General features: G+C 61.4%; 12 protein-coding genes. 8 read left to right on the forward strand and 4 right to left on the reverse strand.

Annotation, left to right across the window (positions count from 1 at the left end):
• Positions 1 to 80 precede the first annotated feature (80 nt).
• The 5 genes from ACP7CZ_RS21280 to ACP7CZ_RS21300 all read left to right on the forward strand — a co-directional run bounded on the left by ACP7CZ_RS21280 (position 81) and on the right by ACP7CZ_RS21300 (position 8,214).
• Positions 81 to 1,247 carry an efflux RND transporter periplasmic adaptor subunit gene (locus tag ACP7CZ_RS21280; protein ID WP_198791065.1) on the forward strand — a complete coding sequence of 389 codons (1,167 nt, stop codon included), beginning with the start codon at positions 81 to 83 and terminating at the stop codon, positions 1,245 to 1,247.
• Positions 1,244 to 4,420 carry an efflux RND transporter permease subunit gene (locus ACP7CZ_RS21285; protein WP_034125681.1) on the forward strand — a complete coding sequence of 1,059 codons (3,177 nt, stop codon included), beginning with the start codon at positions 1,244 to 1,246 and terminating at the stop codon, positions 4,418 to 4,420. Before ACP7CZ_RS21280 ends, ACP7CZ_RS21285 begins: the two co-directional genes overlap by 4 nt.
• Positions 4,417 to 5,868: an efflux transporter outer membrane subunit gene (locus ACP7CZ_RS21290; protein ID WP_032901662.1), complete on the forward strand. Its 1,452-nt coding sequence runs from the start codon at positions 4,417 to 4,419 to the stop codon at positions 5,866 to 5,868. The genes ACP7CZ_RS21285 and ACP7CZ_RS21290 overlap by 4 nt, the downstream gene beginning before the upstream one ends.
• Before the next feature lie 582 nt (positions 5,869 to 6,450).
• Complete coding sequence (gene zapE / locus ACP7CZ_RS21295) at positions 6,451 to 7,557, forward strand: cell division protein ZapE (protein WP_054897794.1); 1,107 nt, start codon at positions 6,451 to 6,453, stop codon at positions 7,555 to 7,557.
• Between the two features lie 165 nt (positions 7,558 to 7,722).
• Entirely contained in the window at positions 7,723 to 8,214 is a 492-nt protein-coding gene (locus ACP7CZ_RS21300; protein WP_034127723.1) for a GNAT family N-acetyltransferase, read from the forward strand.
• A 101-nt stretch (positions 8,215 to 8,315) separates the two neighbouring features.
• Here ACP7CZ_RS21300 and ACP7CZ_RS21305 read toward each other — a convergent pair whose 3' ends face one another.
• The 4 genes from ACP7CZ_RS21305 to ACP7CZ_RS21320 form a co-directional block, all read right to left on the reverse strand.
• Positions 8,316 to 8,528, reverse strand: a complete 213-nt coding sequence (locus tag ACP7CZ_RS21305; protein WP_034127722.1) for a hypothetical protein — start codon at positions 8,526 to 8,528, stop codon at positions 8,316 to 8,318.
• Positions 8,529 to 8,668: 140 nt separating this feature from the next.
• The gene (locus tag ACP7CZ_RS21310) at positions 8,669 to 10,906 is read right to left on the reverse strand and encodes a TonB-dependent siderophore receptor (protein ID WP_054897792.1); all 2,238 of its coding nucleotides are present in this window, start codon (positions 10,904 to 10,906) and stop codon (positions 8,669 to 8,671) included.
• A gap of 128 nt (positions 10,907 to 11,034) precedes the next feature.
• Positions 11,035 to 12,777, reverse strand: a complete 1,743-nt coding sequence (locus ACP7CZ_RS21315) for a phosphoethanolamine transferase CptA (RefSeq protein WP_032892095.1) — start codon at positions 12,775 to 12,777, stop codon at positions 11,035 to 11,037.
• Positions 12,778 to 12,934: 157 nt separating this feature from the next.
• Positions 12,935 to 13,111, reverse strand: a complete 177-nt coding sequence (locus ACP7CZ_RS21320) for a DUF6026 family protein (protein ID WP_254914296.1) — start codon at positions 13,109 to 13,111, stop codon at positions 12,935 to 12,937.
• A gap of 259 nt (positions 13,112 to 13,370) precedes the next feature.
• Between ACP7CZ_RS21320 and gnd the strand changes: the two genes are divergently transcribed.
• Genes gnd through ACP7CZ_RS21335 form a run of 3 tightly spaced genes read left to right on the forward strand, consistent with a single transcriptional unit; the run spans position 13,371 to position 16,695 of the window.
• Positions 13,371 to 14,354 (forward strand): phosphogluconate dehydrogenase (NAD(+)-dependent, decarboxylating), encoded by a 984-nt coding sequence (gene gnd, locus ACP7CZ_RS21325; protein WP_019817573.1) that lies wholly within the window; start codon positions 13,371 to 13,373, stop codon positions 14,352 to 14,354.
• Positions 14,351 to 15,874 (forward strand): glucose-6-phosphate dehydrogenase, encoded by a 1,524-nt coding sequence (gene zwf, locus ACP7CZ_RS21330; protein ID WP_034127720.1) that lies wholly within the window; start codon positions 14,351 to 14,353, stop codon positions 15,872 to 15,874. The genes gnd and zwf overlap by 4 nt, the downstream gene beginning before the upstream one ends.
• Positions 15,871 to 16,695 (forward strand): Cof-type HAD-IIB family hydrolase, encoded by an 825-nt coding sequence (locus tag ACP7CZ_RS21335; protein ID WP_034127719.1) that lies wholly within the window; start codon positions 15,871 to 15,873, stop codon positions 16,693 to 16,695. The genes zwf and ACP7CZ_RS21335 overlap by 4 nt, the downstream gene beginning before the upstream one ends.
• Positions 16,696 to 16,708 lie beyond the last annotated feature (13 nt).

Below are 16,708 nucleotides of genomic sequence, written 5' to 3' on the forward strand. Positions count from 1 at the left end.
CGCTTGACCTTCCCAGTATGGCAAGCCGGATAAAAACCCCACGTGTCGGTTTGTCTTGAAAATTCCAAGGAGGGTGAACGATGTGCACCAAACCAGTAAGCCTCATTACCGGGGCGTTGGCCGTAGCATTGATGCTCGGCGGATGCTCGGACAATGCGCCGCCAGCTGCAGCAGCCAAGCCACCCGGCGTGCCGGTCGCCCAGGTGGTGGCGCGTGCGGTGACGCCGTTTGTGGAGTACACCGGTTCGTTGACCGCCATCGACCAGGTTCAATTGCGCCCGCGAGTCAGTGGCTATCTGCAAAGTGTCAGCGTGCCCGAAGGGCAGTTCGTGGCCAAGGGCAGTCCACTGTTTGTGATCGATCCGCGCATGTTCCAGGCGGCAGTGAACGCAGCCAAGGCACGTCTGCGCGAGGCCGAAGCCAATGCGTTGCTGGCCCAGGCCGAGCATGGCCGTGCCGAGCAGTTATATGCCAAGAAGGTGGTGGCACGTGATCGTCTCGACACCGCCGTTGCTTCGTTGAACGCCGGCAGAGCGCAGGTGGAGGCCGCCAGGGCTGCGTTGGATACGGCCCAACTGGACCTGAGTTACACCCGCGTCACCGCGCCTATCAGCGGGCGCATCGACCGCGCATTGGTGACGGAAGGCAACTATGTGACCCGCGGGGAAACACCCCTGACCACGATTGTCTCCATCGACCCCTTGCATGTGTATTTCGATGTGGATGAACGCACCTACCTGCATTCGCTGGCGGCGACGCGGCAGCACGCAGGGTCCAAGGGCGAGCAAGCTGCCAAGGTCATGGTGGCGATGCTCAATGACACCACCTATGCACGGGCAGGGCGCGTGGACTTCCTGGCCAACTCGGCCGACCGCAAGACCGGCACGGTGCGCGTGCGTGCGGTGGTGGAGAACCCGGATGGGCGCTTGACGCCGGGGCTGTTCGCCAAGGTCAAGCTGGATACCGGCTCGGCGCAACCCCGGGTGTTGATTGCCGACCATTCCATCGGCACCGACCAGGGCCGCCGTTATGTGCTGGTTGTCGGTGAGGGCGACAAGACCGAGTACCGCCCGGTGGAACTGGGCCCGGTGGTCGACGGCCTGCGGGTCATCGAACAGGGCCTGCAACCGGGCGAGCGCATTGTCGTCAAAGGCCTGGTGCGCCCCGGCATGCAGGTAACACCACTGGCTGCCAGCATCGAGGGCAAGCCGCTTGAAGCACCGCTGGCGGTGGGGGGCGTGCAATGAGCTTCCCACGCTTTTTCATTGACCGACCGATCTTCGCCATTGTCCTGTCGGTGTTGATGATGATCGGCGGCATCGTGGCCTTCTTCCACCTGCCGTTGAGCGAATACCCGGCCGTCACGCCGCCCACCGTGCAAGTGACTGCGTCGTATCCGGGGGCCAACCCGCAGGTGATTGCCGAGACGGTGGCCGCGCCGCTGGAACAGGTGATCACCGGGGTTGAGGGCATGCTTTACATGACCTCGCAGTCGGCCACCGATGGCCGCATGATCCTGACCGCAACGTTCGCCCAGGGCACCAATGCGGACATGGCGCAAATCCAGGTGCAGAACCGTGTTTCGCGGGCTTTGCCGCGCTTGCCCGAAGAGGTGCAGCGCCTGGGCGTGGTCACGCAGAAAACCTCGCCGGACATCCTCATGGTGGTCCACCTGCTGTCCCCCGACCAACGTTATGACCCGCTCTATATCTCCAACTATGCCTACCTGCAGGTGCGCGATGAGTTGTCGCGCCTGCCGGGGATCAACGATGTGCTGGTGTGGGGCGCGGGTGAATACAGCATGCGCCTGTGGCTCGACCCGGACCTGATCGCCGCCCGTGGCTTGACCGCCGGCGATGTCATCACCGCCGTGCGCGAGCAGAACGTGCAAGTGGCGGCCGGCTCGGTCGGCCAGGCACCGGATTCCACTGCGGCGTTCCAAGTCACGGTCAATACCCTCGGGCGCCTGACGGATGAAGAGCAGTTCGGCGATATCATTATTCGCACCGGCGATAACGGCCAGGTCACGCGCTTGCGCGATGTGGCACGTATCGAGATGGGGGCCGATGCCTACGCGCTGCGCAGCCTGTTGGACGGCGAGCCTGCGGTGGCCTTGCAAATCATCCAGAGCCCGGGGGCAAACGCGCTGGATGTGGCGCAGTCGGTGCGCGATACCATGCAGCGTCTGCAAACCAACTTCCCCGAGGGGTTGGTGTCGCGGATTGCCTATGACCCCACCGTGTTTGTGCGCGCTTCGCTGGAGTCGGTGGCCATCACGCTGATGGAAGCGATCCTGCTGGTGGTGATCGTGGTGGTGGTGTTCCTGCGCAACTGGCGCGCGTCGCTGATTCCCTTGATGGCCGTGCCGGTATCGATCATCGGCACCTTTGCGGTCATGCACCTGATGGGCTTCTCCCTCAATACGTTGTCGCTGTTCGGCCTGGTGTTGTCGATCGGCATCGTGGTCGACGATGCAATCGTGGTGGTGGAGAACGTCGAGCGGCATATCGAGAACGGCGAGGAGCCGATGCAGGCTGCGCGACGGGCGATGAGCGAGGTCACCGGCCCTATCATTGCGATCACCTCGGTGCTGGCGGCCGTGTTCATTCCCACCGCGTTTCTCAGTGGCCTGCAAGGCGAGTTCTATCGGCAGTTTGCGCTGACCATCGCGATTTCCACCATCCTCTCGGCGGTCAACTCGTTGACCCTCAGCCCGGCGCTGGCCGGCCTGTTGCTGCGGCCACGGCATGCCGCTGTGGTGCATGACCCGCGCAGCCTGCGTGGTCGTGCCGCACGGCTGTTGGAGGTACTGGGCCGGCCGTTCCAGCGTGCGCCGCAAGCCTATGGCAACACTGTGCGCAAGGTCGTCGGCCGTCGTGGCGTGGCGCTGTTGGCTTACGGCGGCTTGCTCGCATTGACCTGGTTCGGCTTCAACGCGGTACCGGCCGGCTTCGTGCCGATGCAAGACAAGTACTACCTGGTCGGTATCGCCCAGCTGCCGAACGCGGCCTCGTTGGAGCGTACCGATGCGGTGGTGCGGCAAATGTCGAAAATCGCCCTGGATGAGCCGGGGGTCGAGAGTGTCGTGGCGTTCCCGGGACTGTCGGTCAACGGCTTCGTCAACGTTCCGAATGCGGCGGTGATGTTCGTCATGCTTGATCCGTTCAAAGAGCGCACCTCGCCGGATATGGCGGCGGTCGCCATCGCCGGGCGTCTGCAGGCCAAGTTTGCGAGCATCCCCGACGGCTTCCTCGGCGTGTTCCCGCCGCCACCGGTGCCGGGGCTCGGGGTAACCGGGGGCTTCAAGCTGCAGGTCGAGGACCGTGGCGGCGTCGGGCTGGAGGCGCTGGTGCAGCAGACCCAGGTACTGATGACCAAAGCCACTGAGTCAGGCCAGGTAGCCGGGCTGATGACCAGCCTGGACGTCAATGCGCCGCAACTGAATGTCGACATCGACCGCACCCAGGTCAAGAGCCAGGGCGTGCGCCTGGCGGATGTGTTCGAGTCGCTGCAGGTCTATCTGGGGTCGCTGTACGTCAACGACTTCAACCGGTTTGGCCGCACCTACAAAGTCACGGCCCAGGCCGACGCGGACCATCGCATGCAGGCCGAAGCCATTGGCCGCCTGCAGGTGCGCAATGCCGCCGGGGACATGCTGCCGTTATCAGCGTTTGTCACGGTCACGCCGAGCTCCGGGCCTGACCGGGTGATTCACTACAACGGCTATCCCTCGGCGGATATCTCTGGCGGCGCGATGCCAGGGGTCAGCTCCGGGCAGGCGGTTGCGCTCATGGAGCGCCTGGCCCAGGAGGTACTGCCCGAGGGCGTGACCTATGAATGGACAGATTTGACCTACCAGCAAAAGCTCGCCGGGTCATCGGCCCTGTTTATTTTCCCGCTGTGTGTGCTGCTGGCTTATCTGATCCTTGCCGCGCAGTACAACAGTTGGCTGCTGCCGTTGGCGGTGTTGCTGATCGTGCCCATGTGCCTGCTCAGCGCAATCCTCGGCGTGTGGCTGGTGGAGGGCGACAACAACGTGTTCGTGCAGATCGGGTTGGTGGTGCTGGTGGGCCTGGCTGCGAAGAACGCCATCCTGATCGTCGAGTTTGCCCGCAGCCTTGAAGCCGAAGGCGCCAGCCCATTGGAAGCGGTGATCCACGCCTGCCAATTGCGCCTGCGCCCTATTTTGATGACGTCCCTGGCGTTTATCGCCGGCGTAGTCCCGTTGGTGTTTGCCAGTGGCGCCGGGGCCGAGATGCGCCATGCCATGGGGGTTGCGGTGTTTGCCGGGATGTTGGGCGTGACGCTGTTCGGTCTGTTCCTGACGCCCGTTTTCTATGTGGTGATGCGCAGCCTGGCGCTGCGCGTGCAGCGTCAGGGGGCGAGTCCGACGGTGCAGCTAAAGGAGAGCGCATCATGAAACAGGCGTATCCAGCTTTTCTGTTGTCGTTGACCCTGTTGGCCGGTTGCGGCTCGGTGGGGCCGGATTATTCCGCGCCAGTGCTGCCCGCTGCGCAGCGGGCGACGAGCTTCGGCGCGCCCATCGCCGGGCTTGGTCCGGGCGAGGTCGAAGTGCAGTGGTGGCAAGTGTTTGACGAGCCGGCATTGAGCCAATTGATCCAACAGGCACTGGCGGCCAACCACGACATCGGCATCGCCGCCGCACGCCTGGACGAAGCCAAGGCGCTGTTGCGCGAAAGCCGTCAAGGCTTCCTGCCCAGCGGCGGCGCCGCCCTGGGCTACGAGCACCGCCAGCGCAGCGAGGTCGAGACTCCCTTCGGCGAGCAGCGCTCTATTGAAACCACCCGTGCGGCGGTGGATGCAGCCTGGGAAATCGACTTGTTTGGGCGCGTGCGTCGCTCGGTGGAGGCGGCCCAGGCCCAGGCGGGGTCGCGTCAGGCGTTGCTGCGCAGCGTGCAAGCGAGCGTCGCGGCGACGGTCGCGGCAACCTGGTTCGAGCTACAAGGGATCGAAGCCGAACAGGCGGTGGTCGCGGATATCAGCCAGAGCCAGCGCGACAGCCTGGGCCTGGTGGGGCAGATGGTCAGCGTCGGCGCCGCCACCGAATTCGACCGGCTGCGTGCCGAGGCCTTGTTGCGCAATGTCGAGGCGGTAGCGCCTGACCTGGAGCGACGTCGCGCCAAGTCAACCAACGCGCTGGCGGTGCTGCTGGGGCAAGCGCCCCAGGGGTTCAAGCCACCGCTGGCCCGGCCTGGGCGTGAAACCTTGAACCTGCGCACGTTGCAGGTGGGAGACCCGGCCGGCTTGCTGGCGCGCCGTGCCGATATTGCCGCGGCCGAACGCACGCTGGCGGCTGCGACCGCGCAGATTGGCGTGGAAACCGCTGGCTTGTATCCGGATATCCAGGTGCAGGGTTCCATCGGTTTGCTGGCCGGAAGTCTCAGCGCCCTGGGCGATGCGGGCATGCAGTCGAACTTTATCGCGCCGGTGATTCGCTGGTCGTTGCTGGACACCGGGCGCGTACGAGCGCGGATTGCCGCCAGCGAGGCACGCACCCAGGCGGCATTGATCGCTTATGACCAGACCGTGTTGCGGGCCCTGCAGGAAACCGATGATGCGTTCCAGGCCAACCGTACGGCCGGCAACGCCCTGGGCTTGCGGCTGTTGGAGGCGGCCGCCAACCGTGAGGCAGCCAGCTTTGCGCGCGAGCGGTTTGCGCAAGGCGAGGGTGTGTACCTGGATGTGCTTGAGGCCGAGCGCGCGGACTTCACCAGCCGCCGGGCATTGACGGCGGCGCGCACGGAACAGCGCTTGGCGGTGGTGGGGATCTATAAGGCGCTGGGTGGTGGGTGGGAGATCTGTGAGAGGGCGGGGCAGGCGTGCAAGGGGGCTACGGTGTTGCGCTAATGTGGACCTGTGGGAGCTGGCTTGAACTGCGAAGGCGGCCCGCCAGCCGACGCCTATCTACCCGACACCCCAACGATCCAAATGTGGGAGCTGGCTTGCCTGCGATAGCGGCCTGACAGCCGACACAGGTGTCAGACCGAGTACATATCCATTCCTGCGGTAACGGCCACTTAGGGTTCCGCTCTTACAGCGGGTCACTTTTGGAAAAGAGCCCGGAATGCCGGCCCAGCCAAAAGTAACCAAAAGGGCTCTTGCCCCACCACTCGGCACCTCGCCCAGGCTCGGTGTGCCCGTAATCCGCCAGTGATTTGGGGGGCCGCCGCCACGCGCCATCCATGGCGCGGGGCGGCTAAACCGGCATCCCTGCCGGTTTACCCCCCAAATCCCTGTCGAATTCCGGCCAGCGTGGTTTAACGGGGCGCTTAAGATCAAAAGCAGATCAAGAGCAAGATCAAGAGCGGCTCGCTTCGCATCGTGGTTACCGTCTACCGCTATAGCGTTGTGCAAATACTCATCCTCGCCTCAGGCAAACAGGCCAAGATTTCGCGCCTGGACAGCTCTGCGTCCGTCATACTGGCAAGCATGACTTTCGACTCGCCTCTCGCCGCTTACCAACATGCCATCGCCCAGCCAGGTTTCGTCGCCGACGACGCCCAGCGCCGGGCGGTACAAGCCTTGCAAGCCTGTCACGAGGCCTTGCATCAAGGGCGTTCGTCGATTGCCGGCGTTTACCTGTGGGGCCCGGTGGGGCGTGGCAAGACCTGGTTGATGGACCAGTTCTACCAAAGCTTGCGCGTGCCTGCGCGGCGCCAGCATTTTCACCACTTCATGGCGTGGGTGCACCAGCGCTTATTCCAGCTCACGGGCACCCAGGACCCCTTGCAGGCGTTGGCCAGGGAGCTGAGCCAGGCGGTGCGCGTGCTGTGCTTCGATGAATTGTTTGTGAATGATATCGGTGACGCGATCATTCTCGGCCGCCTGTTCCAAGTGATGTTCGAAGAGGGTGTGGTGATGGTGTGCACGTCCAACCAGCCGCCCGACCAGTTGTATGCCGGTGGCTTCAACCGTGAGCGTTTCCTGCCGGGTATCGACGCGCTCAAGCAGCATATGCAGGTGGTGGCCGTGGACGGTGGCGAAGATCATCGCTTGCATCCCGGCGTGGGCATGCAGCGCTATTGGGTGAATCAGCCCGAGGCACTGGCGGCGGTGTTCCGACAGTTGAGCCAAGGCCAAACCGTGACCAGCGGGGTGGTAAGCGTAGGGTACCGCACCATCATGACGGTGCAGGCCAGTGACACCGTGCTTTGGTGTCGCTATGCCGACCTGTGTGAGCAGCCCCTGGCCGCGATGGATTTCATGCTGTTATGTGATCGCTTCCACGCCATCCTGCTAGGAAACGTCCCCAACCTCAGTGCACAGAAACGCCCGGGCCGGATTGCGCGTGGCACTGAGGACAGCGCCGAGCGCGTAGTAGCCGGGGATCGAGAGTTGCCACAGTTGTCGGTGCATGACGACAGCGTACGGCGTTTTATCGCGTTAGTGGACGAATGCTACGACCGCAAAGTGCCACTCTTTATCGACGCCGAGGTGCCGTTGCACAGCCTGTACACCGAAGGCTACCTGGAGTTTCCTTTCCGCCGCACCCTGAGCCGTCTGCAAGAGATGCAGTTGGAACGCTTCGCCACCTAGGAAAAATCGCCGCTCCAAAGCTCTTTGCACGCTTTGATGCGCGCAACCTTCGCATTTTCTGTCAGCGATTTGTCGCTTATCTCCTTCATCTACTGCCGACTCCACGCTTACAATCGCAGCTCTCAAAGGGAAACGATTCCCTGGTTGTCGCTATCGAGGAAGGAAATGGACACCCCAGACATCCTGGTGCTGCAAGCCAGCTATACCAACGCCGTGCACGCCGACGCCATTGGCCTGTTGCTCAACCATTACGCTGAAGATCCGATGGGCGGCGGCCACAGCCTGCCAGCCGATCTCTTGCAGCAGTTGCCAGCCGAACTGGCCAAGCGCCCACACGCGTTCAGTGTGCTGGCGTTCGTCGGGGGGGAGCCAGCGGGATTGGTCAATTGTTTCGAGGGCTTTTCGACCTTCGCCTGCCGGCCCTTGGTCAATGTCCATGATGTGGTGGTGAAAGAGCAGTTTCGGGGGTTGGGGTTGAGCCAGAAGATGCTGCAAAAGGTCGAGGAAATCGCCCGGCAGCGCGGTTGCTGCAAGATTACCCTCGAAGTGCTGGAAGGCAATACTCTGGCGCAGGCGGCGTACCGCAAGTTTGGTTTTGACGACTCAGTGTTTGATCCGGCCCATGGGCGGATGTTGTTCTGGAATAAACCGTTGTAATAAATAACCGGCAAAAAAAAGGCGCCATTAAATGGCGCCCAATAAACCTTTGCCAACGGAGCAGAATGGCGCAGGGTGCTACGGATTAAGTAAGCATTAACTCAGCTGTTCGGTTGCGCCTGTTCAACCGTGTCGGCCTTGACCGACTTGCCATCGGCGCTGGCAACTTGTTGCTCAGCCTTGCCGTGGGTTTTTTCCTGAATGAAGCTGAAGTTGTTGTAGAACTCCTTGGAGCGCTCTGCGCCGCCCTCTGCAAAGGCAGCGGCAGAGGTCAGGGTCATCAGGCTGGCCAGCATCAAGGTCGAGAGTTTCATAGTGGTATCCCCATTAAAGTGATAGGTGTCTGGTCGCTTCGTGATCAGATCATGGGGCGACTATGGCGTTATCTTATTAAGTGGGAATTAACGGGAGATGCCGTTGAAGTTAACAGTTTTGTTAACTTCAACGTGCGAGGCTATAACTTCCAATCCAACGCCAGCGTGACGGAACGCGGCTCGCCCCAATACACCCCGTTATAAAAACCCACGCGCTCGTAATATTTCTTATCAAAGAGATTATTCACGTTGACCGACGCCGAAACCTGTTCGTCGAACTGGTAGCGCGACATCAGGTTGACCACGGTGTAGCCCTGTTGCGTGATTTTCGCCCGGGTGGTTATTGGCCGGCCTTCGCTGTTGCGCTGCCCGGTCGGGCGGTTGCTGAAGTCGTAGGTTTCGCTCTGCCAGTTCACGGCGCCGCCCACCGTCAGTTTGCGCCAGGCGCCCGGCAGGCGATAGGCGCTGGAGATCTTCACCAGGTTCAAGGGTTGGCTGGTGTTGTTGCGTTTGTCAGAGCCATTGACCGAATGGGTGTAGGTGTAGCCGGCGGACAGGTTCCAGTCCGGCGTGATTTCACCGGCGGCTTCCAGCTCGAAGCCGTTGACCTTGTTACCTTTGCCGCCGGATTTGTAGTACTCCTCTCCCGTGACTGGGTTGGGCGGGACTGAGTCATCCCGCTCGGCGACGTTGTCCTGAGTACTCCAGAAGTACGCGGCGGCCAGGTTCAAACGCTCGTTCAGCACACTGCCCTTGAGGCCCACTTCGTAGTTACTGCCGACCACGGGCTCCAGGTACTTCTTGTTGGCATCACGGTAGTCCTGGGGTTTGAAGATGTCGGTATAGCTGGCGTAGACGGTGTACTGCGGCGTGATGTCGTAGAGCAGGCCGGCGTAGGGCGTCCACATATCATTGTGGGTCTGGCTGGTTTTGCCCGAAGCGGTCAGTTGGTCGTTGGCATCGTATTTGGGCTCTGCGCTTTCCAGCTCCCAACTGCCGTAACGGCTGCCCAGTACGGCGTGCAAGCGGTCCGTGAGGCTCAGCCTTGTGGCCAGGTAACCGGCTTTCTGTTGTTTCTTGCTGTGCTCGCCCTTCAGGTCGGTCACCTGGTCGGTGAACTTGCTGATGCCGCCCATGTGCTTCCAGTCCTGAATGGGGTAGTAGCTGGCTGGCAGGTCGCTGCGCATGAAGGGCGAGACATCCCGTTGTGCGGCTTCGCCATAGCCCATCATCAGCGCGTGTTCGCGGCCCAGCAGCGTGTAGCTGCCGGCCAGGTTGAGGTCGATGGCCTCCATGCGCGAAGTGCCGCGCATATGGCTGGCCCAAGCCGTCATGCCGCTGCGGTCGGGGTTGGGGAAACCGGCGCCGCCGTAATACACCTTGCCATCGGTGTCGCTCTGGCGATGGGTATAGGCGGCCTTCAGGTGCCAGTCGCCGCCGAGCCGATGGTCGAGGGTGGCGAAGGTGGTCTTGTCGGTCAGCGGCCAGGAACTCCAGTGCGCCGCCATGTTGGTGGAGCGGGGTAGCCTGGCCTTGCCGCCCTGGCTGTTCCAGTAGGGCACGGTGCCCCAAGACGTGCCTTGCACCTGTTTGTCCTGGTAATCAAAGCCTGCGGCCAGCACGGTATCGTCGGAAAGGTCAGCCTCGAGAATGCCGTAGCCCACCGCCCGCTGCAGCCCATAGTTGTCACGAAAAGACTTGCTGTCGCGGTAAGCCAGCACGCTACGCCCGCGCAGTTTGCCGTCGAACGCCAGCGGGCCGCCCACGTCAACGTAGCTGTAGTAGTTGTCATGGCTGGCGCCACTGATGCCGGTCTTGGCCTGCCACTGGGCGGTAGGGCGCTTGCGCACCATGTTGACGGTGGCCGAAGGGTCGCCTGCGCCCGTGGTCAGGCCCGTCGCGCCGCGCACTACTTCGATGCGGTCGTAGATGATGGTGTCGGCGTCGGTCTTCATGTAGCCGAAAGTGTTGAGCATCCCGTCAACCTGGAAGTTGCTGATGCCATAGCCTCGGGCGGAGTAGTAGACACGATCGGAGTCGTAATGCTGAACGTTGACGCCCGTGGTCTGGCGCAACACATCCGTCAGGGTATTGAGATTGAAGTCGTCCATCTGCTGGCGTGTGATCACCGAGATCGATTGCGGGGTTTCCTTGACGGAGAGGTTCAGCCGCGTGGCGGTGCTCATCGAGCCAGTAGTGTAGGCGCCGGTGTGCTCGGTGGTGGCGCCCAGGCCGTCGGCGCTGATGGTGGTCGCGCCCAGTTCCAGGGCTTTGGCGGGGGCTGTATCGGGGGCGGGGTCGGCCCGCGAATCCGGGCTCAGCGCCAGGCTGAACAGGCCGAGGGTGAAGGTCATGGAACGGGTGAAGGGCGCAAACATCGCTGCAGACTCCTTGTCGTCTTTGATACCTCCCCAGGCGGGGAGGGCTTGGTTCAAAGACGAAAGGAACTGCGGAACTTTAGGCTCAAACGAGAATGATTGTTATCTTTCTGTTACAAGGCCCTGGCTTACTTGGCCACCACTTCGGCGCCGTCGGCCTTCTTGGGCTTGATCAGGCTGAAGTCGATCAGTGCCTTCTGCTTGGTCTCGTAAGGGTTGCCGATCAACAGGGGGCGTGGCTTGAAGCTGTCGCTCACCAGGCTCTTGCTGTGGTCCAGCTCATCGAAACTCAAGCCTGCCATGTCGGCCCAGGTGTGGATCAACTGCGAACTGCTGTAAGGCCGCTGCAAGTCGCCGGCAAAGCTCCAGTCGTGACTTTCGCGCCATTTTGGCGAGGCGTAGGCCATGAACGGGATGGTGTACATCGGCGCGGTCGGCTTGCCTTCGTTACGGCCCAAAGTGTCGTGGCCGGCCGAGTCGAACACGTCTTCGCCGTGGTCCGAGAGGTACAGCAAAAAGCCGTTGGGGTCGGTCTTTGCGTAGTCCTTGATCAGGCTGGAGACTACGAAGTCGTTGTACAGCACCGCGTTGTCATAGCTGTTATAGGTCGGCAACTGCGCATCGCTGACACCCGCCGGCACGCCCTGGCGGTCGGTGAACTTGTCGAAGGTCTGCGGGTAGCGGTACTGGTAGCTCATGTGGGTGCCCAGCAGGTGCACCACGATGAACTTGCGTTCGGCGGTATCGGCCAGGGCCTTGGAAAACGGCGCCAGTACATCGCCGTCGTACTGACGGGCGTTCTGGTTGCGGTTGTTGTTCAGGTACACCTGCTCGTCGGCCTGTTCGGAAAAGGTCGTGAGCATGGTGTTGCGTTTGGTCATGGTCTGCTGGTTGGTGATCCAGAAGGTCTTGTAGCCAGCCTGTTTCATCACGCTGACAATCGACGGTGTCTTGAGGTACAGGTCCGGGTTTTCTTCGTCAGCGAAGGTCAGCACCTGTTGCAGCGCTTCAATGGTGTAGGGGCGCGGGGTGATGACGTTATCGAACACGGCCAGTTGGTCGCGCAGCTTGTCCAGCTCCGGCGTGGTGTTGCGCGGGTAGCCGTAGAGGCTCATGCGCTGGCGGTTGGTCGACTCGCCGATGACCAAGACAAGTGTGGACGGCTGGCCGGCCATGCTGTCCTTGAGGTTGTTCAAGGGCGGGATCTTGCTTGCACTGGTGAGCATGCCTTGCATGTTGTCCAACTGCTCGGTGTAGCGACGATAGGCGACGATCATCTGCCAAGGCACGGCAGGCTCGATGCGGGTTTCGAAACGATCGATGGCCAATTCCATGGTTTCGCTGGTGGCGATCTGCTTGACCAGTGGGTAGCCCACCACCGCCAGGACGATGGCAATGGCTGCCACGATGGACTGGCCGCGAGGCAGATACACCGGGCGCAAGCGCGTCCACAGGAAGATGGCGAAGGCGGTGTGGGCAATGAACGCCAGCACGATCCACCAGGCAAAGTATTGGGTGGCGTATTCGCCGGCTTCAGAGATGTTCGACTCGAACATGATGAAGATGACGCTCTGGGAGAATTCCTGCTGGTAAATGAAGAAATAACCCAGGCTCGCCATGGAGCAAGCCCACAGCACCACGCCGATCAAGGCGGCGAGCAGGCGCGTACGACGCGGGAACAGCAGCATCGGCGCCAGCCACAGCGCACTCATGAAGAAGGCCTGGCGGAAGCCACTGAAGCCGGAGGTGCCGGTCAGCTGGATAAGAAGTTGGGTAATACCCGAGAAATACCAGAAAAACAGGAATAACCAGCCAAGGCCGGCCCAATCAAAGCCTTTCGCAGTCGTCGTGCTGCGTTTGAACATCGCCATCCAGCGCCCCATCAGAAAAAGATTGTCGCGCGCAGGCGCGCAACATCGGGCCGCCCAGGAAGTGAGCGGCATCGCGGAACGGGAGTATCAAGAGGGGAATGTGAAAACTTTGTGAGTTTTCTGTAGGTATTGCCTTACAACGCGTTCGGCACGGGCATCAGCACAGGGCTGGCTTGGCATCCGACGGCTGATCGAGATGGGCTTGAAGGTGCAAGCGCAGGCGCAGGACTTCCTGTTGCAACTGATCGCGCTCGTCTTTCAACTGGCGCAGTTCATCGCGACGGAGGGTGACGTAGAGGGTCTGTGGCGGACGGGTCATCTGTGCTGTGCTCATTGCTTACCTCGCAAATAGCCGGTAGATCGCGGTGCCAAAACAGGTTTCTGGCAACAGTCGGAAGCAAGTTTGAATTCTTTTTCGCAGCAAGGGAACTTTTTTATTTTTGGTGGTCGTGTGACTTTTGCCGGGGTGATGGTGAAACGATGGCAACTTTTTTGCCATGAAACTACACGGATCCGCTCTGGACTAACCCTCATTAGCCTCATTGCGCTATAAACTATGTCACACATTTTTTAGAAGTTAGGAGCATCAGCACATGCAACTGGGGATTATCGGACTAGGCCGCATGGGCGGTAACATTGCGCGGCGCCTGATGCTCAATGGGCATACCACCGTTGTATACGACCGTAACGAAGCCTTCGTCAAAGCCTTGAGCGAGGAGGGCGCCACCGGCGTCGCCGACTTGAAAGCGCTGGTGGCCGGCCTGCAAAAGCCCCGTGCTGTCTGGGTCATGTTGCCGGCGGGCGCGCCCACTGAAGACACCATCAACGCACTGAGCGAACTGCTGGAAGACGGCGATGTGATCATCGACGGCGGCAACACCAACTACAAGGACGACGTGCGTCGCGGCAAGGCCCTGGCTGAAAAGGGCCTGCACTATGTGGACGTGGGCACCTCGGGCGGCGTCTGGGGCCTGGAGCGTGGCTATTGCATGATGATCGGTGGCGACACCGAGACCGTGAATCGCCTCGACCCGATCTTCAAAAGCCTCGCGCCGGGCCTGGGTAACATTCCGCGCACCAAGGACCGTTCGGCCTCTGCCGACCCACGTGCCGAGCAGGGCTACATTCACGCCGGCCCAGCGGGTTCCGGGCACTTCGTCAAGATGATCCACAACGGCATCGAGTACGGGATGATGCAGGCGTTTGCCGAAGGTTTTGACATCCTCAAGACCAAGAACTCGGAAAACCTGCCGGAAGACCAGCGCTTTGACCTCAACGTTGGCGACATCGCCGAAGTCTGGCGTCGTGGCAGCGTGGTGTCGTCCTGGCTGTTGGACCTGACCGCCGACGCCCTGGCCACCGACCCGAAACTCGACGGCTACTCGGGCTCCGTGGCCGACAGCGGTGAAGGCCGTTGGACCATCGAAGCAGCCATGGAGCAAGCCGTACCGGTTCCGGTGTTGTCGACCTCGCTGTTCGCGCGTTTCCGTTCCCGCCAGCAGAGCACCTACGGTGACAAAATGCTGTCTGCCATGCGCTTCGGCTTTGGCGGCCATGTGGAGACTTCCAAAAAATGACCGCCAACGGCAAGAAACCCAAGGCCGAACCTGCTCCACCCACCACATTGTTTCTGTTTGGCGCCCATGGCGACCTGGTCAAGCGCTTGCTCATGCCGGCGCTGTACAACCTCAGCCGTGACGGGTTGCTCGGTGATGGCCTGCGTATCGTCGGCGTTGATCACAACGCCATCAGCGATGCGGACTTTGCCAAGAAACTCGAGGACTTCATTCGTACCGAAGCCTCCAGCAAAGTCAGGGGCAATGCCGAGAACGCCCTCGACCCCGCGTTGTGGGCGCAACTGGCCAAGGGCATCAGCTACGTCGAGGGCGATTTCCTCGACGACAGCACCTATGCCGATATCGCCAGCAAGATCGCTGACAGCGGCACCGGCAATGCGGTGTTCTATCTCGCCACTGCACCGCGCTTCTTCAGTGAAGTGGTGCAGCGCCTGGGCAGTGCCGGTTTGTTGAATGAAACGGACGAGGGCTTTCGGCGCGTGGTTATCGAGAAGCCGTTCGGCTCCGACCTGGCCACCGCCGAGGCGCTCAACGCCTGCCTGCTCAAAGTGATGAGCGAGAAGCAGATCTACCGCATTGACCATTACCTGGGCAAGGAGACGGTGCAGAACATCCTGGTCAGCCGTTTCTCCAACGTGCTGTTCGAAGCGTTCTGGAACAACCACTACATCGATCACGTGCAAATTACTGCCGCTGAAACCGTCGGCGTTGAAACCCGGGGTAATTTTTTCGAAAAAACCGGCACCTTGCGCGACATGGTGCCCAACCATCTGTTCCAGCTGCTGGCAATGGTCGCCATGGAGCCGCCGGCAGCCTTTGGTGCCGACGCGGTGAGGGGTGAGAAGGCCAAAGTGGTCGGTGCGATCCGCCCCTGGTCGCTGGAGGATGCGCGGGCCAACTCGGTGCGCGGCCAATACACCGCTGGCGAAATCGCTGGCAAGCCATTGCCCGGGTATCGCGAAGAAGCCAACGTCGCGCCGGACAGCAGCACCGAGACGTTCGTCGCGCTCAAAGTGATGATTGATAACTGGCGTTGGGTCGGTGTGCCGTTTTACTTGCGTACCGGCAAGCGCATGAGCATCCGCGACACCGAGATCGTGATCTGCTTCAAGCAGGCGCCTTATGCACAATTTCGCGATACCGAAGTCGATGAACTCAAGCCCACTTACCTGAAAATCCAGATCCAGCCTAACGAAGGCATGTGGTTCGACCTGTTGGCCAAGCAGCCTGGGCCGACCCTGGAGATGGCCAATATCGAATTGGGCTTTGACTACAAGGACTTCTTCGAGATGCAGCCGTCGACGGGTTACGAAACCCTGATCTACGACTGCATGACCGGCGATCAGACCCTGTTCCAGCGCGCCGACAACATCGAGAACGGTTGGCGTGCGGTTCAGCCGTTCCTGGATGCGTGGAAGGAAGATGATGGTATCCAGGCCTACAAGGCCGGTGAAGATGGCCCAGCGGCGGCCGATGCCTTGCTGGCCCGCGATGGCCGCGCCTGGCATAGCCTCGGATGAGTGACGTGACGATTCATCCCATCCGGTTTGTCCTCAGTGATGTGGACGGGACGCTATTGCATCCCGACCACAGCCTCAGCCAACGCACCGCCGATGCCATTCGCGCTATGCGTGAGGCTGGAGTGATTTTCAGCCTGGCCAGCGGGCGTCCGCCCAAGGCCATGCGGCATTTGATCGAGACCTTTGGCATCGATGTGCCGGTGGCTGGCTTTAATGGCGGTACGTTGGTCAACCCGGATGGCAGCATCCTGGTTGCTCATCATCTGCCGGCGGAAGCTGCACTCATCACCCTGGCGCTGTTTTCCGCCGAGCCGGACGTGGAAGTCTGGGTGTTTGCCGATGGCGACTGGCTGCGCCGTGATCCGCCCGGGCCCATGGTGCAGCGCGAAGCCGATGGCTTGGGCTATGGGCCGGTAGTGGTGGAGAGTTTCGAGCCTTACCTGGACAGGGTCGACAAGATCGTCGCCGCCAGCAACAACACCCAGTTATTGGTGGAGCTGGAAGCGCAATTGCAGCCGAAAGTGCAGGGGTTGGCCCAGGTGTCGCGTTCGCAGCCGGTGTATCTGGACGTGACCGCGATGCTGGCCAACAAAGGCGAAGCCTTGAAAACCCTGGCTGAACACCTGGGCGTACCGCTTGCACAAACGGCTGCGATTGGAGACGGTGGCAATGACCCGGCGATGTTTCATGTGGCGGGGTTGTCGATCGCCATGGGCCAGGCCGAAGAAACCGTCAAGCGCCAGGCCAATGTGGTGACCGGCAGCAATGTCGAGGACGGCGCTGCCGAGGCGTTCGAACGCTTTATTCTCGCCGCACGTTAAGCGTGCAAGTATG

This window comes from Pseudomonas sp. DWP2-2 (assembly GCF_049897065.1).
Taxonomy (GTDB): domain Bacteria; phylum Pseudomonadota; class Gammaproteobacteria; order Pseudomonadales; family Pseudomonadaceae; genus Aquipseudomonas; species Aquipseudomonas paracarnis.

Excerpts from the sequence above, each read along its gene's own strand:
- ACP7CZ_RS21320 (WP_254914296.1), bottom strand. The coding sequence starts at position 13,111 with ATGAGCACAGCACAGATGACCCGTCCGCCACAGACCCTCTACGTCACC.
- zapE (WP_054897794.1), top strand. The coding sequence starts at position 6,451 with ATGACTTTCGACTCGCCTCTCGCCGCTTACCAACATGCCATCGCCCAG.
- ACP7CZ_RS21285 (WP_034125681.1), top strand. The coding sequence starts at position 1,244 with ATGAGCTTCCCACGCTTTTTCATTGACCGACCGATCTTCGCCATTGTC.
- ACP7CZ_RS21305 (WP_034127722.1), bottom strand. The coding sequence starts at position 8,528 with ATGAAACTCTCGACCTTGATGCTGGCCAGCCTGATGACCCTGACCTCT.
- gnd (WP_019817573.1), top strand. The coding sequence starts at position 13,371 with ATGCAACTGGGGATTATCGGACTAGGCCGCATGGGCGGTAACATTGCG.
- zwf (WP_034127720.1), top strand. The coding sequence starts at position 14,351 with ATGACCGCCAACGGCAAGAAACCCAAGGCCGAACCTGCTCCACCCACC.
- ACP7CZ_RS21300 (WP_034127723.1), top strand. The coding sequence starts at position 7,723 with ATGGACACCCCAGACATCCTGGTGCTGCAAGCCAGCTATACCAACGCC.
- ACP7CZ_RS21315 (WP_032892095.1), bottom strand. The coding sequence starts at position 12,777 with ATGGCGATGTTCAAACGCAGCACGACGACTGCGAAAGGCTTTGATTGG.
- ACP7CZ_RS21280 (WP_198791065.1), top strand. The coding sequence starts at position 81 with ATGTGCACCAAACCAGTAAGCCTCATTACCGGGGCGTTGGCCGTAGCA.
- ACP7CZ_RS21335 (WP_034127719.1), top strand. The coding sequence starts at position 15,871 with ATGAGTGACGTGACGATTCATCCCATCCGGTTTGTCCTCAGTGATGTG.
- ACP7CZ_RS21290 (WP_032901662.1), top strand. The coding sequence starts at position 4,417 with ATGAAACAGGCGTATCCAGCTTTTCTGTTGTCGTTGACCCTGTTGGCC.
- ACP7CZ_RS21310 (WP_054897792.1), bottom strand. The coding sequence starts at position 10,906 with ATGTTTGCGCCCTTCACCCGTTCCATGACCTTCACCCTCGGCCTGTTC.